Raw genomic sequence first — 22,978 nt, 5'->3', positions numbered from 1 at the left:
GGGTAACGACAGAGATGACTCATTTGGCTGCGATTAATATTTTGTTTGAAAATAATAAGTTTTGATGATTTGAAAAAGAATATCGTTTAAATGACCTATAACTCTCTCAATCAAAATATTAGATTGATGGGGTTTTGATTGAGCCAGAATCGTGCTAATTGCATCGTCGTGCTGTACCTCTTTGGCCAGTATTAGTAATAAATGTTCAGGTTGTGTGTAAAGGAACTCATAAATTAACCCCTGAAGATTTTCTTGAGTCACTATTCTCGTGGATAAAAAAATTAAGCACTCACGTTCGAGTGTATTCAATAAAATAGTCACGTTTTTTGAACTCCACAAATAGAAATCTTTTCAAAACACTCTCATGAAAGAAAATAGCTTTTGTAACAAAAATGGATGCCCATCTTATTCAATTCTAGGATAATCTTGCATCAGAAACATGAATTAACTGAGAAAAAATGGGTTTTTTTATTTGTTCCATGGGCCTTTATCTCTAAAATGATCTTTCTAGCATAAACATCCTAATTCAATCAATAGTGTCTCATTCGTGTGGCTGCTATTCATGAAAAAAATCAAAACTGGTTTTATACTCATGGATAAGGGTAATGACTGACTTGATAAAATGAGTGCAACTTTTATTCCCATCGGTATGATTACTTTAGGTATTCTACTTCTTTCAAAAGGAGGGTATCTAATTCATGGCCTTCTTCGTGAAACAAATGGATATCGTTACCACTGGATTGCCTAATTGACTCTTATTGGTCTGTTCATATTGAGCTATTTAAGCTGCATTCTTTACGGTGTTTTTATTGATCCCCACTGTCTTAATTATTTTTATGCCTCTGTATTTTTATTGGGCGGACTTTATGTTTATTTATCGTGTCAGTTAATGGAAAAAACGATTAAAAAAACAGAAATGATTAATGATTGATGACTTAACGTTGCGTTTTGCAACATTGGAACATCGAAGCAAACATGATGGACTCACTGGTTGTAACACAAGGGAGCATCTTCTTGATGTGCTCAATACTTACTTCCAGAATATACAAACAGGTGGTGGAATGTGTGTCATCATGTTCATTGATATGGATAACTTTAAATTGGTGAATGATAACTTTGGTCATGATGTCGGTGATAAGGTGTTGCAAAATTTTATCACATTATTAAAACAACGGCTTCGAAAAAACGACTTGATTGCGCGTTATGGTGGTGATGAATTTATTGCAGTGATGAACCATATTTCTTTGGAGGAGGCTTCTCATATAGCACGAGATATCGTGCAACTTGCATCAAAGTCTTATGATGCCAATGAGTTTAACGTTGGATGCTCGGTAGGTATCTCCATACTAAATCGTGATTCTGTATCAGTCATTGAGATCATCAAACAGGCTGATATAGCCTGTTATGCTGCAAAACAAAACATCACATACGATTCGGTTTGCATTTACAATGGTTCATAAGCAAGTGGAGCATCCAATTAATTTACGCTCATAAACCGAATCCGTTATTTCTATTAATTTGTTCTCCTTGTTGCTTTTTGTTGTGTCATAGGCTCGGCTCGTCGTTTTTTATTTTCTATCTTAGCGTTGACAAAATACCCCTTATGGGTATATACCTATAGGGGTATACAGGAGAAAATACATGTCAAAACACCCAGAGCATCACCACGAATTATCCCGACTTAATCGAGTTACAGGTCAGCTTGAAGGCATTAAGCGGATGATTGAGGAGAAACGCTATTGCGTGGATATTCTGTCGCAACTACGCGCTGTTCGTAATGCGGTAAAAACCATTGAGCTTGGCGTGCTTGAGCGCCACGTGTTGAATTGCCTTAATGAAGCGGCCTGCCATGGCAATCAGGAATCTCGCCAGGAAAAAATGGATGAGATTATGGCCTTGCTTAAAAAATACGATTGAGGTGCATGATGAGTACAAATAAACACGGTTCTCAGCACCATAAAGAAGCACACAGTTGCTGCAATCATCAGCATTCACAAACATCTGCGCCTACTGTGACGACATCAAAAAACGCCCTGTATACTTGCCCCATGCATCCCCAAATCCGTCAAGATAAACCAGGAACCTGTCCCATTTGCGGCATGGCGCTTGAGCCTGAGCAGGTGAGTTTAGCTGAGCAAAAAAATCCTGAATATGAGGATATGTTTAGGCGTTTTATACTGTCCTCTATCCTCAGCATCCCGGTTGTTCTCTTAGCGATGGATGAGTATTGGATGGTCGCACCTACTCGAATGTCCTTATCCTTGTGGCTTCAAGCAGCACTGACCACTTTGGTGGTTTTAGGTTGTGGCAGGCCTTTCTTTGTTCGTGGTTGGCAATCGCTTTTGTCCCGTCACTTGAACATGTTTACCCTGATTGCTTTGGGAACAGGCGTTGCCTGGGGCTATAGTTTAGCGGTAGTTATTTTCCCCCAATTGCCACCCCTACATATGCAGAAAAGCAGCATGATGCCGGTGTATTTTGAAGCAGCAGCAGTCATTACGACCTTGGTGCTTTTAGGGCAAGTATTGGAATTAAAAGCACGCGAGCGCACAGGGGATGCCATTCGCGCATTGCTTCATTTAAATCCAACCCTTGCTCACCGATTGAATAATGAAGAGCAAGAAGAGGACATCACACTTGATGAAGTAGCGGTAGAGGATAGGTTGCTTGTGCGCCCCGGTGAAAAAATTCCGGTTGATGGGGAGGTAATTCGCGGGCAAAGTGATGTCGATGAGTCCATGTTAACCGGTGAGCCTATGCCTGTCGCCAAAGAAGTTGGCAATCAAGTCATTGGCGGGACGCTCAATCAACATGGCAGTCTCATTATAAAAGCCGCTCATGTGGGTAAAGACACCATACTTGCCCGCATTATCACACAAGTCAGTGAAGCACAGCGTAGCCAAGCGCCTATTCAGCGTTTGGCCGATGCTGTATCGGCTTGGTTTGTGCCAATCGTTTTAGGGATTGCGATACTTTCGTTTCTCGTCTGGTTTTTAATAGGCCCTGCGCCTTCCTTAAGCTATGGCTTAATCGCTGCCATCTCCGTACTGATTATTGCCTGTCCTTGTGCTTTAGGACTTGCAACGCCTATGTCAATCATGGTTGGGATAGGTGAGGGCGCACGACGTGGTATCTTAATTAAAAATGCAGCATCACTAGAGCAATTACGCAAAATCAACACGTTGGTGGTGGATAAAACAGGAACACTGACTCAAGGCCATCCGGCATTGACCCAAATTATCCCCAGTGGTCACTGGCAAGAAGCGGAACTTTTGGTTCTTGCCGCCTCCCTTGAGCGGCATAGCGAACACCCATTGGCTAGAGCGCTACGTGATGAAGCGCAAAGACGTCAGATGACACTGAAAGAGGCCACCGATTTTATTGCAGTCCGAGGAAAGGGGGCTCAAGCGCAAATCGATAGTGCGATGGTTGCCATTGGCAATGCGCACTGGTTGTCTGTTCCTGACAATGAAATTCCAATTGCTGCGTTAAAAGCACAAGAAGAAGGGGCTACTTTGATTTATTTAACGGTTGATAAACAATTGGCGGGTGTTTTTATTGTGACCGACCGTATTAAAGAGTCCAGCCAACTTGCAGTTGCTTCTCTTATGAAAAAGGGTATTCACGTCATCATGCTCACGGGTGATAATGCTATGACTGCAAACGCGGTGGCCCAACGCGTAGGTGTTACAGAGGTGATTGCAGAAGTATTGCCCGATGAAAAAAGCAAAGTGATTTCCGAACTGCAACAAAAAGGACATGTGGTTGCCATGGTGGGAGATGGAGTTAATGATGCCATTGCGTTGGCAAAAGCCGACATTGGCATTGCGATGGGAACCGGTAGTGATGTGGCGATTGAAAGTGCTGGCATGACCTTATTATCAGGTGATTTAAGCAAGCTTTTAGAAGCCTACGAATTATCGGTCCATACGGTACAAAACATTCAACAAAACCTCTTTTTTGCCTTTTTTTATAATGCACTGGGTGTGCCGGTTGCAGCAGGCGTTCTTTATCCACTCACGGGCTTGTTGCTTAACCCGATGATAGCCGGTACGGCCATGGCACTCAGTTCAGTGTCAGTGATTGTCAATGCGTTGCGTTTGCGTCATAAACTGACATGATAGAAAAAGCAATGAAGGACTTAGGTAATTTTAGGGGCAGAGTATACATGATGAATAAAAAATGGCGCTTGAACTATTTTGTAATTTCATAATAGCTCGAAAGTCCATCTTAGTGCATGCTAAAAACCCTCCTTGAATTTAAAAAACAGGCAGCAATTAAATAAGGACAAGGGGCAGGCATCAGCTGATTCGTGATGGCTCTTGTGATAAGGACAGGGGATGTCAAGCCTTAAATTTCTTTAAGCTTAACTTAAATAGGTTGTTTGCTGTATTTATTGAAAAATTTTAAAGGTTGCAGAATAAATAACCCTAATTCTCTTATTCAAGGATATATATTTTGCCAGAATTAGCATCGATGCGTAATTTAATTTTTTTATCCTCTTTACCAAGGGCCTTTGCCTCATACTGACTGCCGTGCGCTTCAATTTTGAAAATAGTATGATAGTCCGCGTCTTCAATTCTCTGGGCCGCTTCAAGCATTGAGATGGGGTATTTCGTGGTTTTTAAATTGGTGTTGATAAAGTCCCCTGTATTGGGGTTCATTCGAAGAATAAGCTGAATCCCTTTCTCATCAAGGCTTCCACCTCATATAAACCATCATCAAATTCAACCTCTCTTATCGCGCTATAACCCCGAGTCTGCAGAATTTTCAAAATTTCAGACATAGGTAAGGTGTGTCTGGGAATTTCATCGGCCAGAATTGTTTGTGTGGCTAAAGAAAAAATAAGGCCGCCACAGATTGAAATAAAAACCTCTTTTTTCATATTGGCCTCCTGTGCGGTGTTGACGGGAATAAAATTTCATCAATTTAACTCCGTGTTTTATATTGAATGAATATAAAACGAAAGGAGTACAATTTACTTTTATTTCATCCATAATAATGATATTAAAAAATAACAGCAAGTGAGTTATTCTAAGGATGCGAATGATGAAAAAATCTAGTTTAGTAACCTCATATGTATTGATGCTCATTTCTTTAATGTTTTTGTTGGCTTCCTGCGCTTCTTCTATTAATAAAGAAGATTCAAAAAACAATCAACAGCCTAAGCGAGTATTTAGTGGGTATCACCCGCATGGTCATGGTCACGGACACTATTAAGCCAAATTAAATTAAAACAGTGACATTAAGATAACCGTTAGTGATATATATTAATGCATGGGTATGGTGTGAAAATATTTTTGATATAAAGACAAATAGAATCCATTTTTTTCAATATGTTTTAAGGCTTGATTGATTTGGTTCATTAGCATCTTAGAATCCATTTTGGCCATGATTCCATAACCGATGCCGACGGGGAAGGGTTTGCCTAATCCTTTAAACAAGGTGTTATTATTAGCTATCCAATAATCAGCCGAAAAATCATCCATCAGCAGGGCATCCACTTCCTGTTGATTTAAGGCAGTGATGAGTTGATTGGTTGAAGGATATTCTCTAACCCTATTGGTTTTAAATTTCTGAGTAATGAGTTGTTTGAAGAGAGAGCCTCTGATAATGCCTATTGATCTATTGTTGAGTTGTTCAAGAGATGTAATTGAGTCGTTTTTTATGGTCATAAAACGTGCTGCACTGGCCAGATAGGGAAGACTAAAGAGAAAGGTTTTCTGCCGTTCGTTGGTGATGGTAATTGCCGCTATGCCCAAGTCAATTTTACTCGCTTTTAATTCTGTAAACAGCTCGTCAAACAGCATGGATTTCAATTGACACTGAGCTTTAATTTGCTTGCAGAGCTCCGTTATGAGCTCAATGTCAAACCCAAAGAAATGATTTTTGTCGGCATTCATTGAAAACGGCGGGTCATACGCCACTATTCCAATAGTTAATGACTGAGCCTTCAGTTCGGCAGTCAAGATTATTAAAAAAACAAATAATAATCGTAGGTACATAGGATAAACAAGTTAATGGATTATAAAGATCAGTGTATACCAGTTTGGTAATCATTTCAGTGACTTAATGCTATGATTTTCTGGTTTTTTTAGCAATAGGGTGTATCGAGGCCCAAAATCAAGGTACACTGAACGATAAGGTTTGAAAAGGATTTGATAGGGTAGGGAATGCGTAATTTATTTTATTATGTTATATGGAGTGCAATGAGCCTTGTAGCGAGTGAGGCGCTCGCGGCCACCCCTTTGACATTCAAACAAGCCCTGGGCATTGCTTATCGCAATAATCCCGAATTACAAGCCGAAATAGATAAAGCACAAGCCATGCGCGGTTTTTTTATCCAAAGTGGGCTTTATCCCAATCCTCAAGTGACTTTAACCGCAGAAAACTTTGGCGGCTCGGGAAGTTATTCGAGTTATGAAGCGGCAGAAACTACGGCATCAGTGACCCAGCCCATCCCTTTGGGGAATCGGTTACAGTATCTGAAAAAAGCAACCTATGCAGACTACTTAGCTTCTCTTGCCCAAATTCAAGTGCAAAAAGCGATACTTTATGTGGCAGTTGGTGTGGCCTATGTGGATGCACTTTATGCAGGTCAATGGCATCAAGTAACCCAAAAACTTATTCGCCTCAATCAAGACATCGTAAGCGCAATCGAGCGTCGAGTTAAGGCAGGCGCAGGAGCGGAATTAGACTTACGTTTGGCCCAGGTGCGCTTAGGCGAAGCGCGTATTCAAGAAAATAAAGCCGCACGGGATGCTTTATTTCAGCGTGCGAAATTGGCGCGTCTATTAGGTGATGGGTTACGAGTTGATAGACAATTGGTGGATAAAGGTCTTCCTGGAGTGACATTGAACTGGGCTGTGTTACTTAGAAAATTACCGCAAAGCCCTCAGTTAGTGCAGCTTCAACAGCAATTACACGCCAAGCGTGCAACTATTACTGCAGTTAAAAAATCTGTGTGGCCGGATTTAAACATTCAATTAGGCGGTCGTCATTTCTCTGATGATGGCAGTAATGCCGCAGTGGCTTCTGCTTTTGCAGAAGTGCCTGTTTACAATAGAAATCAAGGCAAAATCATAACCGCTGAGGCACAATACACCCAAACGGCTCATGAGCTTCAAGGTACACGCCTTGATGTGCGTCAAAATGTCTATGGGGCTTTTCTACAAGCCGAACAAAGTCATTATGAGGCAAGCTTGGTGACGAATTCATTATTACCTTTGGCCCGTAAATCAATCAAATTGGCACAAGACGGCTACCAAATGGGACGTTATACGTACATTGAATTATCTACAGCCCTTAATTCGTTGTATGAAGAAGAGCGTCATTACCAACAAGCTCATGCTGATTATCATAAAGCCTTAATTCAACTGACCGGGCTTTTAGGATTAGCGCCTTCTAAGGAGAGTAAATGAGAGTTTTAAAGCCATTCCTATCCTGCATGCCCTTTATAATTCTGTTATTGGGGTTAAGTTCCTTTTCGTTATGGGCAGCAAATGAAGAATCCCATGGCGATGAAGAAAAAAATCATCAAGAAACCATGGAAAAGGGTCCGCAAGGTGGGCGTTTGTTTAAGGATGGAGATATAGCCCTTGAGTTTTTAATTTTTGAACGAGGTATGCCACCGCATTTTCGCGCTTATTTGTATAAGAATGGTGAGCCTATCGCGCCTGGGAAAGCGCAATTGACCGTTCAGTTAAAGCGATTTGGTGATAAAAAAGAAGCAATTGCGTTCACTCCTGTCGAGAATTTTTTACAAAGCGTTGAGGCGATTGAAGAGCCTCATTCTTTTGATGTGAGCATTCAATTAGAATTCCAGGATAAACGTTATGCCTGGCATTATGCGACTTATGAAGGCCGCATTAAAATGGCGCCAGCCATTCTGAAAGCGGCAGACATTCAAACGGCTAAGGCACAAAGCCAAACAATTAAAACACAACTTAAAGTCGTAGGCAAAATTGCTCCCAATCGAGATACCTTAGCCCCCATCTATGCACGCTATTCAGGCATTATTAAATCAATGACTAAAAATTTAGGCGATGAAGTCACCAAAGGGGACGTATTAGTTACGATTGAGAGTAACGAAAGTTTACAAAATTATACAATTAATGCCCCCATGAGCGGAACCATCGTGCAAAAATACGCAACCAATGGGGAGCTTGCGCAAAACACCAAACCTATTTATGAAGTGGCTAATTTGGCTACTGTGTGGGCCGATTTTACCTTGTATCGTAAAGAGGTGCCTTTAGTAAAACAAGGCATGAGTGTGGTGGTAACTGGAGATGAAGGAACACCAAAATCCATCAGCACCATTTTTTACATTGCGCCCTTAGGCATTGAAGACAGTCAAACAACGCTCGCACGAGCAGTTCTTTCTAATGAGCCTCGTGTTTGGTTGCCTGGGATGTACATTAATGCCGCAATTACCATTAAAGAAAAAACGGTTCCAGTTGCCATACTTTTGTCGGCTATTCAGCGCATGGATGAGAAAGAGGTAATTTTTATCCAGCAAGGAGATTATTTTGAGGCAACGCCTGTTATTTTAGGCCAAAGGGATGATGAGTGGGTCGAAGTAGTTTCGGGGCTTGATGCAGGCCAGCGCTATGTCAGTAATAACAGCTTTTTTATGAAAGCAGAATTAGGTAAGGATGGCGCGAGCCACGAGCACTAAGGATTGGTAATGCTTGAAAAAATAATTCGTTTTTCCCTAAAGCATCGATGGTTTGTCTTATTATTTACGACAATCATTGCTCTTTATGGTGTGTATAATTTTCAACGTTTGCCTATTGATGCGGTACCTGACATCACCAACGTGCAAGTGCAAATCAATACTCAAGCCTCTGGCTATTCACCCTTTGAGGTGGAGCAACGAATTACTTTTCCTATTGAACTGGCTATGAGCGGGTTGCCTAATCTGGATTACACTCGTTCTTTATCACGTTATGGACTGTCGCAAGTCACGGTGGTCTTTAAAGATGGAACGAACATTTATTTTGCGCGTCAATTAATTAATGAGCGCTTGCAGGAAGTAAAAGACAAGCTTCCTCCAGGAGTAGAAACCACCTTAGGCCCAATCTCTACAGGGCTTGGTGAGATTTTTATGTACACGGTCACTAACAAGGCAAATGTACCAGTAAGTCAGCGTTACAATCCAACGGAACTGCGTACCGTTCAAGATTGGATTATCAAGCCACAACTGCGTAATGTGGAGGGAGTGGCTGAAGTAAACACCATTGGGGGTTATGAAAAACAATTTCACATCACTCCAGATCCCATGAAACTGGTTCGGTATGGGTTAAGCTTAAACAACGTGGTTGAGGCATTAGAACGCAATAATGCCAATGTGGGTGCGGGATATATTGAAACCAATGGCGAGCAGAACTTAATTCGCGTACCAGGGCAGGTGCAAAACATCACCGATATTGAGAACATTGTTATTGCAAGCTTTGAAGGAACACCTATCCGAATTCGTGATATTGCAGAAGTGGCTTTAGGCAAGGAGCTACGAACAGGAGCAGCAACAGAGAACAGTAAAGAAGTCGTTTTAGGCACAGTATTTATGCTTATGGGCGAGAACAGCCGCACGGTGTCTGAACGAGTCGCGGCCCAAATGAAAGTTATTAATAAATCATTGCCAGATGGTATTGAAGCAGTCACGGTCTATAACCGAACCTTGCTTGTGAACGCTACCATTAATACGGTGAAGAAAAACCTGATTGAAGGGGCATTGCTTGTTTGTGTTATTTTGTTCTTGTTTTTAGGTAACATTCGCGCAGCACTGATTACCGCGATGGTGATTCCTTTATCCATGTTGCTTACCATTACAGGGATGGTATCTAATAAAATCAGTGCCAATTTGATGAGCTTAGGCGCTCTTGATTTTGGTTTGATTGTCGATGGTGCGGTCATTATTGTTGAAAACTGCATTAAGCATTTGGGTGAACAACAGCATGCTTTGCATCGTGTTTTAAATTTAGAAGAGCGCTTGAAAGTCATAGCTTATGCCACAACGGAGGTGATTCGGCCTAGTATCTTTGGTGTCTTTATTATCACGGTGGTTTATTTACCGATTTTAACGCTCACAGGGGTTGAGGGGAAAATGTTTTTGCCGATGGCGCAAACGGTTATTACCGCGCTGCTTGCTTCCATGCTCTTTGCTCTGACTTTTGTTCCAGCTGCCGTTGCCATTTTTTTAGGTGGACGTGTACAAGAAAAAGAAAATTGGTTGGTACACTACCTCTCACTTGTTTATGCAAAAGCCTTGCGCCGCTGTTTTCATGCCAGAAGGTTGGTGATAGGAGGTGCAGTTGCTTTGGTAGGGATTAGTCTCTTGCTCGCATTTCGTTTGGGCGGGGAATTTATTCCAAGTCTTGATGAAGGCGACATTGCCATGCACGCGATGCGAATTCCTGGCACCAGTTTAACACAAGCCATTACCATGCAGCACTTAGTGGAAGAGCGAGTAAGCCAGTTTCCCGAAGTCAAACGAGTTTTTGCAAAACTGGGGACTGCGGAGGTGGCCACTGATCCTATGCCGCCCAATGTCGCTGACACGTTTATTATGTTAAAGCCTCGGAAGGATTGGCCGAATCCTAAAAAAAGCAAACAGCAACTAGTACAAGAAATCGAGGCGGCAGTAAAGCAAATTCCAGGGAATAACTATGAATTTACTCAGCCCATTCAGATGCGCTTTAATGAATTAATTTCAGGGGTGCGTAGTGATGTCGCGGTGAAAGTATTTGGTGATGACATGAATACATTGCTCGAAGTAGCTGAAGCCATCAGTGCTCAATTAAAAAAAGTGCCTGGTGCTGCTGATGTAAAAGTAGAGCAAGTCAGTGGTTTACCGCTACTAACCGTTGAAATCAATCGCGATGCTTTGGCACGCTACGGCTTACAAATTGGCACGGTTCAAGATGCCATTGTCATTGCCACAGGCGGCAAAAAAGGTGGCGAGCTCTTTGAGGGAGACAAGCGTTTTGATTTAGTGGTGCGCTTGCCTGAAGAGTTACGTACAAACCCTAATGTACTACGCCAAGTATTTATTCCGTTGCCACAGGCTAAAGATGGCGAACGACATTTTATTCCGTTGAGTGAAGTAGCCAAAATGGTGCGCAGTGAAAGCCCCAATCAAATCAGTCGGGAAAGTGGTAAACGGCGTGTGGTGGTCAGTGCTAACGTTCGCAATCGGGATTTAAGCTCATTTGTGAATGAAGCCAAGCAACGGATTGACCAGAGTGTCAAAATTCCCAGTGGCTACTGGGTAACCTGGGGTGGTCAGTTTGAGCAGTTGCAATCAGCCTCTCAACGGCTACAAATCGTTGTTCCTATCACACTATTGGGCATTTTCTTATTGTTGTTTATGAGTTTTGGTCGAGTACGAGATGCGCTCTTAGTGTTTAGTGGCATTCCTTTGGCGTTAACTGGTGGGGTATTTGCACTGTGGCTTCGAGGGATTCCCTTGTCCATTTCAGCAGGTGTTGGGTTTATTGCGTTGTCAGGGGTGGCAGTTCTTAATGGCCTGGTCATGATTACCTTTATTAATAAACTGCATGAACAGAAAAAAATGTACTTAAAAGATGCGGTGCTACAAGGCTCTCTGGCGAGGCTTCGTCCGGTACTCATGACTGCTTTAGTGGCCTCTTTGGGGTTTGTACCGATGGCTTTGGCTACGGGCACGGGCTCTGAAGTACAACGTCCCTTGGCGACCGTGGTCATAGGTGGCATTATCTCATCCACTTTTCTAACACTCTTAGTCTTACCCGGTTTGTATTACCTGTTTCATGAGCGGCACAAGAAATCACTAATTAAAAAATCAGGCAAAGATGAGTGATTTCTTTGATGGAACTGTAACAATATGAGTAATTGTCATTTTAAAGTAAGTGGAAAGACATCCATAAAGAACACTATAGCAAAGATAAGTGCGGCAGCAAGAGAAAGATAAAATCCCAAGTGTGTTATAAATTTCATTTTATGGCCGGAGCTTCCTTTTGCCAGGATAATCAAAATTAGCCCCATAAAAAAACAAATCCTAAGATGATAAGAAGACTGTGATTTGAAAGAAGGGGCGTCATTCTTCTTCCTTGTATAAAAATAAATTCATTTAATTATAGCTCTTTTGAGCAAAGGACACGGATAGTGTTTTGACAACTTCTGTGAATGAGCTACACTAATAGTTAAATACTTATTTAACTGTTTAATTAACTATGCTAACTCAAGACCAAATCATCACTTTAAGCGATATCTTGCATTTGATGGGTGAGCCCAATCGTTTAAAGCTTCTTATCGCGTGTTTGGATGGTCCAAAATCAGTTTCAGAGCTGGCGGAACAACTGCAACTTTCGGTGCCATTGGCGAGCCATCATTTAAGTCTATTACGTTCTGCACGTCTTCTTTTAGCAAATAGAGAGGGAAAACATATTTATTACACTATTTATGATGCGCATGTGCGTTGTATTTTAGAGGACATGCTCAAGCACTTTACTGAAGAAATGGAGAATTAACATGAGTTTTCTAAAACGAATGCTTGGAAGTCTTGGCGGCCATCATGGCGGATATCGCCGCTCTCATCATGGTCAAATAAGCCAACAGAATAATTACTCAACCAATCCTGAATCAAGAGGATTGAGTTGCCCGCGCTGCAAGAGCTCTCTAGCTCCTGGGGCACGATTTTGTAGTCAATGTGGCAGCGGTCTTGAGAATACTCAATGCAGTTGTGGTGCCACTATTACTGCAGGGGCAAATTTTTGCGGCCAATGTGGGAGCTCATTATGACAAAGCCTCTAACTTTAACTACTTTTTTTGTTGCAGGCCTTGATTGTCCGGCTGAAGAGCAATTAATCAGGCGCCAATTAAAAGTGATTCCTGAAGTGGCGCAGATGGATTTTAATTTCATTGCTGAGGAAGTGACCGTGCACCATCGTCTTCCAGCTATTGATGTGTTGCAAAAACAAATTGAAGCGTTAGGCATGAGTGTTCGGGTTCAAGGCAGCACCTCCTCTGCAAAAGAAGAGAAGAAGCAAGTTGATTCGTCATGGCCATTGCTAGCTTTGGCAGGCTTTTTAGCGCTTTGCTCTGAGTTAACTGCTTATTTCATTACTAAAGAGCAATTTATTTGGGTCATTCTTCCCGCTCTGCTTGCCATTACCTTAAGTGGTCCCTCTACTTTTAAGAAGGGTTTAATCGCGCTGCGTACTAAGGCCATGAACATTAATAGCCTGATGTTAATTGCAATCACCGGGGCCATGATTATAGGGGCCTGGCCGGAAGCCGCGATGGTCACTGTTTTATTTGCTCTTGCTGAGCGAATCGAACGTTATTCTTTAGATAAAGCCCGCCTTGCCATTCGCAGTCTCATGCAAATTGCACCAGTGGTGGCTCGGATTAAAATGGATAATGGTCAATGGCAGACTTTGCCTGTAGAAGAGGTAGCCGTTGGTGCGGTATTTAAAGTAAAACCCGGTGAGCGCATCCCACTGGATGGGGTGTTGATATCGGGACAAAGTACGGTCAATCAAGCCCCGATTACAGGGGAATCCATGCCAGTGAGCAAGCAAGTAGGTGATGACGTGTTTGCAGGGACTTTAAATGAGCACGGTGCCTTTGAGGTTAAAGTCACTAAGGCTTCGGGTGATACATTGCTTGCTAAAATTGGTAAAGCCATTGAGCAGGCACAAAGTGAGCGGGCGCCAACGCAACGTTTTGTCGATGAGTTTGCCAAATACTACACCCCAATTATGGTCTTGATTGCACTGGTTATTGCACTTATTCCCCCGTTGGTGTTTGGTTATCCTTTTTATGACTGGATATATAAAGCCTTAACGTTATTGGTTATTGCTTGCCCTTGTGCTTTGGTCATCTCTACACCGGTAACGGTAGTCAGCGGATTGGCTTCATCGGCACAACATGGTCTTCTTATCAAAGGAGGCAGCTATTTAGAAATGGGGCACCAGCTTAAATTAATTGCTCTGGATAAAACAGGCACCTTAACAGAGGGAAAACCTGTAGTGACTGATTTTATCGTTTATGATAAACAACAATCGAAAGAGTCCTTATTAGTCCTTGCTGCAAGTCTTGATAGTCATTCGGAACATCCAGTGGCTCATGCTTTGGTTGAATACTGGCGGCAAAATCAACCTAATGAGTCTTTGCTTGAGGTAGAGCAATTTTCAGCACTTCCTGGCCGCGGGGTGCAAGGAATTATTAGTCAAGGATTGTATTACGTTGGAAATCATCAACTGGCAGAAGATAATAAGGTGTGCTCTCTTGCTGTAGAGCAGGAACTTAAGCGTTTGGAAGAGGAAGGAAAAACAACAGTCATTTTGAGTAATTCAGCGGTGGTTTTAGCCGTTTTTGCAGTGGCCGATACGCTTCGTGCTACGAGTAAATGGGCAATTGACACCTTGCATCAACAAGGACTTAAAACAGCGATGTTAACCGGTGATAATGCCCTGACGGCTAAAGCCATTGCCAAAGTGCTGGGGATTGATGAAGTGCAGGCGAATGTTTTGCCTACTGAAAAATTACAAGCAATTAATCGGCTTTTGGAACAGTATAAAACGGTGGGAATGGTGGGTGATGGAATCAATGATGCACCAGCACTTGCAAAAGCTACGATTAGTTTTGCGATGGGCAAAGGTACCGATACGGCTTTAGAAACCGCAGATGTTGCGTTAATGAATGATAATTTAGCCATGCTTCCTTTATACATTGATTTAAGCCGAAGAACGGCGCGTATTCTTCGCCAAAATATTACTTTGTCCCTTGCAATTAAAGGGGTGTTTTTCATTCTGGCCCTGGGAGGATTAGCAACGTTATGGATGGCGGTATTTGCTGATATGGGTGCGAGTCTAATTGTTGTTGCGAATGGGCTGCGCTTACTTAATTCCCATAAAGGGCATTCGGAGTATCAGGAAATGAAGGGATAATGAGAGTCTTGGTGGGTTTGTCACGAAAGAGGTTGCATGATGAATGATTGGGTTGAAAATGAACAATATAGCGCTCATCCATTGCGTTTTTTAGTGGTGGAATCCTCATTAGGAATTCGTATTCTCATTCGTATGCATTTATTAGAGTTGAAGCATTTGGTGGATATGGCAGGGGATGATGAATCGGCAAGAGAGTTGGCTTTCATGAGAGTTTATGATTTTATCTTAGTGGATAAAAATTTAAATTGCTATGAGCTGATTGACCAGATACAAAAAAATTCGGTATTAAACAACCATACGCCCATAATCATTTTAACTTCTAGCCATAATCAGGAAAACCCGTCTCATGAGAGCGCTACTTATTTTAAAAAACCCATATCCAAGAAGGATGCAGTACAGTTGCTTTATTTTCTAAAAAATATTAAAAAATGAATTTTTTTAAAGGTGGCGTGCAAACATAAAATGGAGAAGATAAGATGCATTTATCTTCTGTTATTCAGTATGTTACGATGTAAGTAGTTTCAAGTTATTTTGATTGGCTGTTAAGGAGAAATAATGAATACTAATGGATTTAAAATAATTGTATTAATCGGTTTATTGGGTTTGGGCTTGACTGCCTGCACTCCTAAAACAACACCTGCTCCAGCTCATCCTGAGGTTAGCTATGAGGGAGGATTTGGTGGCGATGGTGGTCATGACCACCAACCTAAGAACGACTAAATAGGAAAACATAAATGTTTACTAATGGATGGTTTTTAAGTTCTTTAGGTATTGCAATTATTGTATTGATTGGTCTTATCTGGTGGTTCAGAAAAACTAAGAAAACCATCCATTTTTACACCGCTTTTATTACTTTTCTTATCCTTGCCGCGATTTTCTTACATGGTGTTTCATTTAAATTAAATTAGCTGGTGCTGATGAGGAGCAATAATGAGTAAGGATGTACCTCATGATTTAAAAAAATACTCAAAAGAGCAGTTACTGTGGTTCGCTCTTTTGCTCACGGGAAGCTTTTTAATTGCCGAGGTCGCTGGTGGCATTATCACAGGAAGCCTTGCATTAATTTCTGATGCCGCACATATGCTAACGGACGTTACCGCTCTTATTATTGCTCTAATTGCGATTCGTATTAGTAAACGTCCTGCCGATGCGCGTCGCACGTTTGGTTATAATCGATTTGAAATTTTAGCGGCTGCATTTAATGCGGTCCTTCTTTTTTTAGTGGCCCTTTATATTTTGTTTGAGGCCTATCAGCGACTCAAACAACCTCCTGAAATTTATTCTTTAGGAATGCTCCTCATTGCCAGTCTTGGTTTGGTTGTTAATATAGCGTCTATGTACCTTCTTTCCCAAGAAAAAGATAAAAGCTTAAACCTTAAAAGCGCTTATCTTGAGGTGTGGAGTGATATGTTGGGCTCTTTAGGGGTTATTGTTGCCGCACTTATAATTCGCTTTTTAGAGTGGAGTTGGGTCGATTCTGCTGTGGCAGTATTAATCGGTTTGTGGGTATTGCCACGCACCTGGGTTTTATTAAAAGAAACAGTGAATATTCTTCTTGAAGGTGTGCCAGCTGGAGTGGATCTGGAGATAATTAAAAACCACATGATGGCTGTTGAGGGTGTTTTGGATGTACATGACCTGCATATTTGGGCGATTACCAGTGACAAAATTAGCCTCACAGCGCATCTTGTCATTACTCCCTTTGTAGAAGAGGGAGCTATAAGAGTGAGCGTTCAGAGCATTTTATTCTCTCAATTTGATATTGGGCATACGACCTTACAAACGGAACATAAGAAAACTCTGGATAAAGAGGGTCTTTGTAGTTTTTCAAGCCATTAGGTTTCTAATAAGAACTGCTCTTTGATGAGCTTCGGATTAAACCATCATTACTGCTAATCTTTAAGAATTAAGATGGAATAGGAGTCGTTCATGGAAACTGCGACCAAGAAACAAGGTTTTGTAATCAGTATAGGGGCCCGATTGCTGATTGGATTTATGGCTCTTAGTTTGCCTTTATTGATATTAATTATGCTGTTATTACCTAAAGTAAATGATGTGATTGATCTCACACATAAAATTCATAGTGAAAATTTACCACCAATCCTTGATAGTCAAATTTATCAAGCTCAGGACATTCTTGAACATTGGGCAATGACTGGAGATCCAAAGGATAAAGTTTATTTTGCTCATATCTGGAATGAAATCACTCATGTTAGAGATCAGTGGGATCGAGTCATACGCAAATTAGATGATCCAAAACTACGGCATGAGTGGAGCAAGCTACAAGAATTATATTTGCCTTTTTATCAAGCTCAAGCGTCAGTACTCAATGCTTCTCGAGACCCGAATAATCCAGATAATGTAGAAAACAGCAGAAATAAGACAAGAGCTTTTGAAAAATCAATGATCAATATCATTGATGGTCCTTATTATGAAGAGACCGGCAAAAGAACTGGTGGATTATTCAGCGACTTAGCACGTGAAATAGAAAAGAATGTAAATACAATAGATAACAGCCTAATTTCCTTAAAAAAATCAGCCTTTTGGCTACTCATTTTAGCCATTGTTTTAACCCTTGTTGTGCCTTACACAACCCAACGAGCTATAGCAATTCCAGTAGATAAAGCGATTGATATAGCCGAACGAATTGCTGCAGGAGAGCGTGATGTCGTGATCCAAATTCAATCGGCAGGCAAATTAGGTAAATTGCTTCTATCGCTCAAAGCCATGCAAGAAGCCATTAGAAAAAATGAAGAAATTCTTCGTACTAAAGAAGAAGAATCTCGAGAATTATTTGAAAAACTCGTTAATGCATCGAAAAAATTTAGAGAATACAGCAGTAAAGTTGCTGCAGGAGATCTTCGAGAGCGTCTTGAAGTTGATAAAGAAGGTATTTTACACGAGCTGGGTAACGATTTAAATTCGATGACCAATGGTTTGGCATCTATTACCCAAAAAATCACCAAAGTAAGTAATAATATCGTAACTATGGTTGGGACGGTCATTACGTCTGCTAATCAACAAGCAGAAAGTATTACCTCCCAAGCAACTGCAATTAATGAAATCAGTGCTTCGCTGGAAGAAATTGATAAAAGCTCAAAAGAAACGATGACCAAAGCACAAGCGCTGAAAGAAGTGGCTAAAAATACCTATGAACAAGGAAAACGAGGTAGAGAGTCGGTCCAGAAAAGTATTCAAGGATTCAAAGATTCAGAAGAAAAAATGAAGCTTATTGCGCAAACCATTCTTGATCTAAGTAATCACACCCAACAAATTGGCGACATCACATCGGTGGTCAATACTTTGGCCCAACAATCAAAAATGCTGGCATTGAATGCTTCAATTGAAGCATCAAAAGCAGGTGAGGCAGGAAAAGGTTTTGCTGCAGTAGCTAATGAAGTAAGACATCTTGCCGAACAATCAGAACAATCGACAGTACAAGTACAAAAAATTCTTGAGGACATCCGACGAACTACAGAAAAAGCCGTTACCGTTACGGAAGAAGGAACAAAAACTCTTGATTCAGGAACACAACTTATCGAAAAAGCAGGCCAAGTCATTCAAGCGCTCAGCCAAATGATTCATGAAGCATCTATTTCCAGTCAACACATCGAGGTGGCTATACGGCAGGAAGCTGTAGGTATTGAACAAATTGTTGAAAGTATGAATGAAATTAATCGTACCACTTCAACCTTTTCAAGCGGCATTAAAGAGATGATGGCATTTATTCATAATTTGGATGATATTGCCAAACATTTAAAGGAAGACATCAATTTATATAAAGTTTGAAGGCAGCGCATGTTTTTAGGTGACCTTATTATTTAAGAACGGGTTGTATTTTTTAGGCACAGCTCATTTATCAATTTTCAATAAAAAATTATAATGGACGACTAAGAATCCCGCAGCAACAGAATAAATGGAGTAAAAAATTATCTGATGTGTCAATACACGCAAGTAGGTTTTTTCCACCGATCCCGTTCAAGCTGCCAATAATAATTAAATCAGTATGGTTAAGTCTATTATGCATTCAGTAAGATTGGTTTTACTATTACTGTTAAAGGCAGTGGTTTTCTTGGAAAAAGCTATTTTTTCCAAGAAAATTGTGCCCTAATGGCCAGAGTCAATTAGAACAATTTTAAATGTAGAGGGGAAAAGAGTAAATGAACACCATAAGCCGCTATGTCGTACCTTTTCTAGTTCTTGGATTCGTTGGTTGCAGTAAAAATGTACCTTTATTGCCTGAAGCACAGCATATCAGGGTTGCTCCACCGAGCAACAATATGAAGCATTGCTCCGATTTGGGCAAAGTGGTTGCCTATGATGTGAATGGCGTTAGTCAATCTTATCAATCCCATGAGCATCTTTATCAGGACGAATTAAATACTTTGAAAAATAATACCGCCGAGTTAGGAGGCGATACGTTAGTTATTACAAAAGATAAATCAACTTTTAGTGGTAATCCTAAAACACATTTAGTCGATAAACATACTTTAGAGGGTAAGGCTTATCGGTGTAAGTAAATGACAAAGAAATCCTATCGGTGCTGCATGAATTATGTAGGAGTTAAAATGCTAATTTTTATTCTCAAAGGTACCACTTAGGTTATCCATAATGAATGCAAAATGAAATTGTTCTCAGTATGATAAGTTAGACCATGATAAAAAGGATTTTATAATGTTTGAAATACTCCCCAATTGGCATCCGATTTTGGTGCATTTTACCGTCGCATTATTTACTACATCATTTGGTTTTTACCTACTTACGTATTTATCTAAATCCACGCCTCTTGTCTCGGATAAAATGACGTTAGAATTTGAAGTTGTTGGCCGTTGGTGTTTATGGTGTGCGGCTTTAGTGACGATTTTGACGGTTATTGCCGGTTTTTATGCTTATTATACAGTGAAGCATGATGAGCCAGCACACATGGCCATGATGAACCATCGCAATTGGGCATTGTCTACTGCTTTTGCCATGTGGCTTGTTGCAATTTGGTCTTTATGGCGCTATTACAAGCAAAAAGCAATGACTCTTACGTTCCTTGTCGCAATGTTTCTTGTTCAGGGTTTGTTGCTCTCTACAGCCTGGCGTGGTGGGGAGCTTGTGTATCGCCATGGATTGGGTGTCTTGTCGCTACCAAGTACCGAAGGTGAAACCGAACATCATCATGAATAAAGCCCATGAAAAGTGCGTCGATTTTTTCTTAATAAACATCTTAAAACGCAATCATTGAAGAATAAGAAGGGAGAATGGATTGTGCTGAAAAAAATAAGTGTATTTCTCACCAGTCTTTTGGTGATGACCAATGTGTTTTCTGCCCAGCGTGTTGTTGATTTAGTTGTGGGCTACAAGACCGTTCATTTTGCTGGAAAATCTCGAGTTGCGATTGCGGTAAATAATCAGATTCCAGCACCAACACTACACTTTAAGGAAGGCGATAAGGTCACTATTAATGTATACAATCATTTGGATAAACCCACAACAATTCATTGGCATGGTGTTTTAGTTCCTTGGCAAATGGATGGTGTGGAGCATGTGAGTCAAAAAGCGATTCCATCAGGAGGTGTATTTCATTATCAGTTTGTACTCAAGCAATCAGGAACGTATTGGTACCATGCACACTCTGAATTACAAGAACAACAGGGCTTATATGGTGCCTTCGTCATCGACCCGATTAAGGCACCCAAATATAAATACACGAAAGATTTTGTTGTGGTGTTATCCGATTGGAGTAATACCAAACCAGAGCAGATTTTAAAAAATCTAAAGAAAGAAGGGGATTATTATTCTCCGCGATTTCCGCTGCAGCCCTCTTTATTAAAATTTATGCATGATTATAAAAAAGGCTCCGCAGAGGAACGTAAGCGATTGTTTAATGACTACAAAATGATGCAACAAATGCGCATGAGTATTTATGATTTTAGTGATGTTGCTTATGATGCATTTTTACTCAATGGTCAACCCAAATTCAAACCTTGGACTGCTTTGGTGAAGCAAGGGGATGTGGTACGGTTACGCTTTATAGGTGCTGGAGGAAGCACCATTTTTCGTGTAAAAATTCCTGAGTCTGAAATGCAGATGGTGCACGCCGAAGGGAATGATGTGAGACCCTATATGATTAAAGATTTTGCCATTGCATCAGGTGAAACCTATGATGTGCTTGTTAAAATTCAAAAAAACACACCCTACATCATTTATGCAGAATCCTTAGATACAGTAGGGGCTGCATACGGTGCCTTAGTGACCTCTTCGCAACATTCTGTAGATTATTCAAAAGTACCTCCATTTCCTGAGCCATTGCCAGTTACTCGAGATATGATGGCCATGATGATGGGGAATATGAATCAAGGTACTTTACCTCAGACAGCAAAATCAGCCACTAAGACAAAAGAGAGAAGACATGCTCTTAAAATGAACATGAGTTCAATGTCTCATGAAATGGACAAGAAAAAATCACACGTTAAGGGAGCAAATAATTCATCGTCTATGCCCAACATGAAAATGGACTCCAACATGAAAATGGACTCCAACATGAAGATGGACTCCAACATGAAGATGGATTCCAACATGAAGATGGATTCCAGCATGAAGATGCCCACGGAGCCAACTATTATTGGAGACAAGATGGAGCCACCCAACTCCTCTTACAAAACTTCAATGGGCACAAAATATCAGCCCATGATTGCCGCAGTGAAAACAAATGATCCGAATACTCCAGTAGCGCATGTAATCAATATGGAGTTGTTTGGGTATATGGATCGATTTATTTGGTTTATCAATGGAGTTCCTGCTTATAAAGCGAAACCCATACGTTTAGATCCTGGGAAACGCTATCGGTTTGTATTTACCAACACATCCATGATGCATCATCCCATGCACATTCATGGTCATTGGTTTATTTTGCGCAAGGGGAATGATGCCTACGATCCTTTATTGCATACGATTGATGTGCCACCAGGTGCTACGATAACCGCGGATGTTGACACCGATGCCAGTGGCCAATGGTTTTTTCACTGTCATTTTCTTTATCATATGATGACTGGGATGTCGCGTGTGTTTCAATATTCTACATTAATAGAAATTACACAGGGTAAAAGAAAGCCGCAAAATATTATAAAACAAACGCCTTATTACAATCGTCCCATTGTACGAGTGGATGAAACCATGCCTATCGATTCTTCCTTGGTGAAGTATCCGATGGTCCATCCTGCAGGTTTATGGCGCGCCTCATTTATCGATGCTGGTGCTGATCCGTTTCATAATGCACAACGCCTAAATTACAAGGGTTTATATGGTCCTGATTATCATAAGCTTGAATTATTCGTCAATGATGCGGAATTGTTGAAGGGAAAGGTTGAAAGTGCTGACATTGATATTTTTTATTGGCATTTAATCAGCCAGTTTTGGGCGATTAAAGCAGGTGCTAATTATACCAATAAACCAGCAAATACACCCTATTGGCAGCCAGGTATTGGTATTGAAGGGTTAATGCCTTATTTTATCGATACCAATCTTCGAGGCTATTACTACAATGGAAGTGCTAAACTGGATTTGGAGTTATCGCGAGATACCCAGATCACCAATAACTTTTTTATTAGGGCAGGGGTACGCAGTATTCTGGCTTCGAAAACAGTCATTCAAGCCAATATCGGTAATGGACTCAATCAAATGCGCTATATTGTCAGGCCTTATTATCGGCTGGCTCCTGGATTAAATATTAATGTTGAATACGAACATGAGCAAGATTATGGCGCTTTTAAAAACATACAAATAATTAATGGGGAAGCAGCCAGTCAAGATACGGTAACATTTGGCCTTACCCTGTTATTGTAAGAGAAGTGGACAATTAATATTGAAATTTGAGCTTTTTATTTTAAATCAACTCTGATTATGAGCCTTGTCTTGTACTATTCCAGGTGTTGAGCAAAAGATTAAAGTGGTGTCATTTAGAGTTAGAGGGTCGAGGGTTAGCTGATGTACTTACGAATCATATCTCCAACGTTTGCGGCTCTGGGTGCCGCTGTGTTTTTGGTGGTTGCATACCTTTT

General features: G+C 40.9%; 23 protein-coding genes. 19 read left to right on the top strand and 4 right to left on the bottom strand.

From position 1 onward, the window contains the following. Positions 1-33: 33 nt before the first annotated feature. Positions 34-321, bottom strand: a complete 288-nt coding sequence (locus BN3124_RS04995; RefSeq protein WP_058478601.1) for a hypothetical protein — start codon at positions 319-321, stop codon at positions 34-36. 301 nt (positions 322-622) lie between these two features. On the opposite strand from BN3124_RS04995, the gene BN3124_RS17480 reads away from it, so the two are divergent. The 4 genes from BN3124_RS17480 to BN3124_RS04980 all read left to right on the top strand — a co-directional run bounded on the left by BN3124_RS17480 (position 623) and on the right by BN3124_RS04980 (position 4,121). Beyond that, positions 623-748 (top strand): hypothetical protein, encoded by a 126-nt coding sequence (locus BN3124_RS17480; RefSeq protein ID WP_330138487.1) that lies wholly within the window; start codon positions 623-625, stop codon positions 746-748. Positions 749-923: 175 nt separating this feature from the next. After that, positions 924-1,460 (top strand): GGDEF domain-containing protein, encoded by a 537-nt coding sequence (locus BN3124_RS04990; RefSeq protein WP_310790476.1) that lies wholly within the window; start codon positions 924-926, stop codon positions 1,458-1,460. Positions 1,461-1,641: 181 nt separating this feature from the next. Then, on the top strand, positions 1,642-1,917 hold the full coding sequence (locus BN3124_RS04985) for a metal-sensitive transcriptional regulator (protein ID WP_058478600.1): 276 nt from the start codon (positions 1,642-1,644) through the stop codon (positions 1,915-1,917). Between the two features lie 8 nt (positions 1,918-1,925). Continuing rightward, positions 1,926-4,121 (top strand): copper-transporting P-type ATPase, encoded by a 2,196-nt coding sequence (locus tag BN3124_RS04980; protein ID WP_058478599.1) that lies wholly within the window; start codon positions 1,926-1,928, stop codon positions 4,119-4,121. A 318-nt stretch (positions 4,122-4,439) separates the two neighbouring features. Here the strand turns inward: BN3124_RS04980 and BN3124_RS17300 are convergent, their stop codons facing one another. After that, on the bottom strand, positions 4,440-4,664 hold the full coding sequence (locus tag BN3124_RS17300; RefSeq protein ID WP_230849078.1) for a hypothetical protein: 225 nt from the start codon (positions 4,662-4,664) through the stop codon (positions 4,440-4,442). Next, the gene (locus BN3124_RS17295; protein WP_230849077.1) at positions 4,661-4,885 is read right to left on the bottom strand and encodes a PepSY domain-containing protein; all 225 of its coding nucleotides are present in this window, start codon (positions 4,883-4,885) and stop codon (positions 4,661-4,663) included. The genes BN3124_RS17300 and BN3124_RS17295 overlap by 4 nt, the downstream gene beginning before the upstream one ends. 161 nt (positions 4,886-5,046) lie before the next feature. Between BN3124_RS17295 and BN3124_RS17080 the strand changes: the two genes are divergently transcribed. Beyond that, entirely contained in the window at positions 5,047-5,220 is a 174-nt protein-coding gene (locus BN3124_RS17080) for a hypothetical protein (protein WP_155522664.1), read from the top strand. Between the two features lie 50 nt (positions 5,221-5,270). On the opposite strand, the gene BN3124_RS04970 is transcribed toward BN3124_RS17080, so the two are convergent. Next, the gene (locus BN3124_RS04970; protein WP_065235622.1) at positions 5,271-6,005 is read right to left on the bottom strand and encodes a transporter substrate-binding domain-containing protein; all 735 of its coding nucleotides are present in this window, start codon (positions 6,003-6,005) and stop codon (positions 5,271-5,273) included. Positions 6,006-6,209: 204 nt separating this feature from the next. On the opposite strand from BN3124_RS04970, the gene BN3124_RS04965 reads away from it, so the two are divergent. The 14 genes from BN3124_RS04965 to BN3124_RS04905 all read left to right on the top strand — a co-directional run bounded on the left by BN3124_RS04965 (position 6,210) and on the right by BN3124_RS04905 (position 22,763). Beyond that, entirely contained in the window at positions 6,210-7,421 is a 1,212-nt protein-coding gene (locus BN3124_RS04965) for a TolC family protein (protein WP_375152885.1), read from the top strand. Next, on the top strand, positions 7,418-8,677 hold the full coding sequence (locus BN3124_RS04960) for an efflux RND transporter periplasmic adaptor subunit (RefSeq protein ID WP_058478597.1): 1,260 nt from the start codon (positions 7,418-7,420) through the stop codon (positions 8,675-8,677). The genes BN3124_RS04965 and BN3124_RS04960 overlap by 4 nt, the downstream gene beginning before the upstream one ends. Before the next feature lie 9 nt (positions 8,678-8,686). Next, complete coding sequence (locus BN3124_RS04955) at positions 8,687-11,839, top strand: efflux RND transporter permease subunit (RefSeq protein ID WP_058478596.1); 3,153 nt, start codon at positions 8,687-8,689, stop codon at positions 11,837-11,839. Between the two features lie 373 nt (positions 11,840-12,212). Further along, on the top strand, positions 12,213-12,509 hold the full coding sequence (locus BN3124_RS04945) for an ArsR/SmtB family transcription factor (protein ID WP_058478595.1): 297 nt from the start codon (positions 12,213-12,215) through the stop codon (positions 12,507-12,509). A gap of 1 nt (position 12,510) precedes the next feature. Then, positions 12,511-12,780: a zinc ribbon domain-containing protein gene (locus BN3124_RS04940; RefSeq protein WP_058478594.1), complete on the top strand. Its 270-nt coding sequence runs from the start codon at positions 12,511-12,513 to the stop codon at positions 12,778-12,780. Further along, on the top strand, positions 12,777-14,933 hold the full coding sequence (locus tag BN3124_RS04935) for a heavy metal translocating P-type ATPase (protein ID WP_058478593.1): 2,157 nt from the start codon (positions 12,777-12,779) through the stop codon (positions 14,931-14,933). Before BN3124_RS04940 ends, BN3124_RS04935 begins: the two co-directional genes overlap by 4 nt. Positions 14,934-14,969: 36 nt before the next feature. Then, on the top strand, positions 14,970-15,365 hold the full coding sequence (locus BN3124_RS04930; protein ID WP_230849075.1) for a response regulator: 396 nt from the start codon (positions 14,970-14,972) through the stop codon (positions 15,363-15,365). Positions 15,366-15,488: 123 nt separating this feature from the next. Continuing rightward, positions 15,489-15,653 carry a hypothetical protein gene (locus BN3124_RS17160; protein ID WP_165481737.1) on the top strand — a complete coding sequence of 55 codons (165 nt, stop codon included), beginning with the start codon at positions 15,489-15,491 and terminating at the stop codon, positions 15,651-15,653. A 14-nt stretch (positions 15,654-15,667) separates the two neighbouring features. Next, the gene (locus tag BN3124_RS17155; protein ID WP_165481736.1) at positions 15,668-15,841 is read left to right on the top strand and encodes a hypothetical protein; all 174 of its coding nucleotides are present in this window, start codon (positions 15,668-15,670) and stop codon (positions 15,839-15,841) included. A gap of 22 nt (positions 15,842-15,863) precedes the next feature. Further along, entirely contained in the window at positions 15,864-16,772 is a 909-nt protein-coding gene (locus BN3124_RS04925) for a cation diffusion facilitator family transporter (RefSeq protein ID WP_058478592.1), read from the top strand. A 90-nt stretch (positions 16,773-16,862) separates the two neighbouring features. Beyond that, entirely contained in the window at positions 16,863-18,722 is a 1,860-nt protein-coding gene (locus tag BN3124_RS04920; RefSeq protein WP_058478591.1) for a methyl-accepting chemotaxis protein, read from the top strand. A gap of 371 nt (positions 18,723-19,093) precedes the next feature. After that, positions 19,094-19,453, top strand: coding sequence for a DUF4156 domain-containing protein (locus BN3124_RS04915; RefSeq protein WP_058478590.1), 360 nt, complete (start codon positions 19,094-19,096; stop codon positions 19,451-19,453). Between the two features lie 154 nt (positions 19,454-19,607). Continuing rightward, positions 19,608-20,105 (top strand): DUF2231 domain-containing protein, encoded by a 498-nt coding sequence (locus BN3124_RS04910; RefSeq protein WP_058478589.1) that lies wholly within the window; start codon positions 19,608-19,610, stop codon positions 20,103-20,105. A gap of 123 nt (positions 20,106-20,228) precedes the next feature. Next, complete coding sequence (locus tag BN3124_RS04905; RefSeq protein ID WP_078061505.1) at positions 20,229-22,763, top strand: copper resistance system multicopper oxidase; 2,535 nt, start codon at positions 20,229-20,231, stop codon at positions 22,761-22,763. Positions 22,764-22,978: the final 215 nt, after the last annotated feature.

Source organism: Legionella saoudiensis, from assembly GCF_001465875.1.
In the GTDB taxonomy this organism is placed as follows: domain Bacteria; phylum Pseudomonadota; class Gammaproteobacteria; order Legionellales; family Legionellaceae; genus Legionella; species Legionella saoudiensis.
This window is presented reverse-complemented; position numbering and strand designations above follow the sequence as displayed.

Bases quoted from the DNA above. Each gene is read 5' to 3' on its own strand.
- BN3124_RS04940 (WP_058478594.1), top strand. From the start codon at position 12,511: ATGAGTTTTCTAAAACGAATGCTTGGAAGTCTTGGCGGCCATCATGGC.
- BN3124_RS04935 (WP_058478593.1), top strand. From the start codon at position 12,777: ATGACAAAGCCTCTAACTTTAACTACTTTTTTTGTTGCAGGCCTTGAT.
- BN3124_RS17160 (WP_165481737.1), top strand. From the start codon at position 15,489: ATGAATACTAATGGATTTAAAATAATTGTATTAATCGGTTTATTGGGT.
- BN3124_RS04955 (WP_058478596.1), top strand. From the start codon at position 8,687: ATGCTTGAAAAAATAATTCGTTTTTCCCTAAAGCATCGATGGTTTGTC.
- BN3124_RS17480 (WP_330138487.1), top strand. From the start codon at position 623: ATGAGTGCAACTTTTATTCCCATCGGTATGATTACTTTAGGTATTCTA.
- BN3124_RS17080 (WP_155522664.1), top strand. From the start codon at position 5,047: ATGATGAAAAAATCTAGTTTAGTAACCTCATATGTATTGATGCTCATT.
- BN3124_RS04925 (WP_058478592.1), top strand. From the start codon at position 15,864: ATGAGTAAGGATGTACCTCATGATTTAAAAAAATACTCAAAAGAGCAG.
- BN3124_RS04920 (WP_058478591.1), top strand. From the start codon at position 16,863: ATGGAAACTGCGACCAAGAAACAAGGTTTTGTAATCAGTATAGGGGCC.
- BN3124_RS17300 (WP_230849078.1), bottom strand. From the start codon at position 4,664: ATGAACCCCAATACAGGGGACTTTATCAACACCAATTTAAAAACCACG.
- BN3124_RS04970 (WP_065235622.1), bottom strand. From the start codon at position 6,005: ATGTACCTACGATTATTATTTGTTTTTTTAATAATCTTGACTGCCGAA.
- BN3124_RS04910 (WP_058478589.1), top strand. From the start codon at position 19,608: ATGTTTGAAATACTCCCCAATTGGCATCCGATTTTGGTGCATTTTACC.
- BN3124_RS17155 (WP_165481736.1), top strand. From the start codon at position 15,668: ATGTTTACTAATGGATGGTTTTTAAGTTCTTTAGGTATTGCAATTATT.
- BN3124_RS04930 (WP_230849075.1), top strand. From the start codon at position 14,970: ATGATGAATGATTGGGTTGAAAATGAACAATATAGCGCTCATCCATTG.
- BN3124_RS04990 (WP_310790476.1), top strand. From the start codon at position 924: ATGATTGATGACTTAACGTTGCGTTTTGCAACATTGGAACATCGAAGC.
- BN3124_RS04945 (WP_058478595.1), top strand. From the start codon at position 12,213: ATGCTAACTCAAGACCAAATCATCACTTTAAGCGATATCTTGCATTTG.
- BN3124_RS17295 (WP_230849077.1), bottom strand. From the start codon at position 4,885: ATGAAAAAAGAGGTTTTTATTTCAATCTGTGGCGGCCTTATTTTTTCT.
- BN3124_RS04905 (WP_078061505.1), top strand. From the start codon at position 20,229: ATGACCAATGTGTTTTCTGCCCAGCGTGTTGTTGATTTAGTTGTGGGC.
- BN3124_RS04965 (WP_375152885.1), top strand. From the start codon at position 6,210: ATGAGCCTTGTAGCGAGTGAGGCGCTCGCGGCCACCCCTTTGACATTC.
- BN3124_RS04915 (WP_058478590.1), top strand. From the start codon at position 19,094: ATGAACACCATAAGCCGCTATGTCGTACCTTTTCTAGTTCTTGGATTC.
- BN3124_RS04960 (WP_058478597.1), top strand. From the start codon at position 7,418: ATGAGAGTTTTAAAGCCATTCCTATCCTGCATGCCCTTTATAATTCTG.
- BN3124_RS04985 (WP_058478600.1), top strand. From the start codon at position 1,642: ATGTCAAAACACCCAGAGCATCACCACGAATTATCCCGACTTAATCGA.
- BN3124_RS04980 (WP_058478599.1), top strand. From the start codon at position 1,926: ATGAGTACAAATAAACACGGTTCTCAGCACCATAAAGAAGCACACAGT.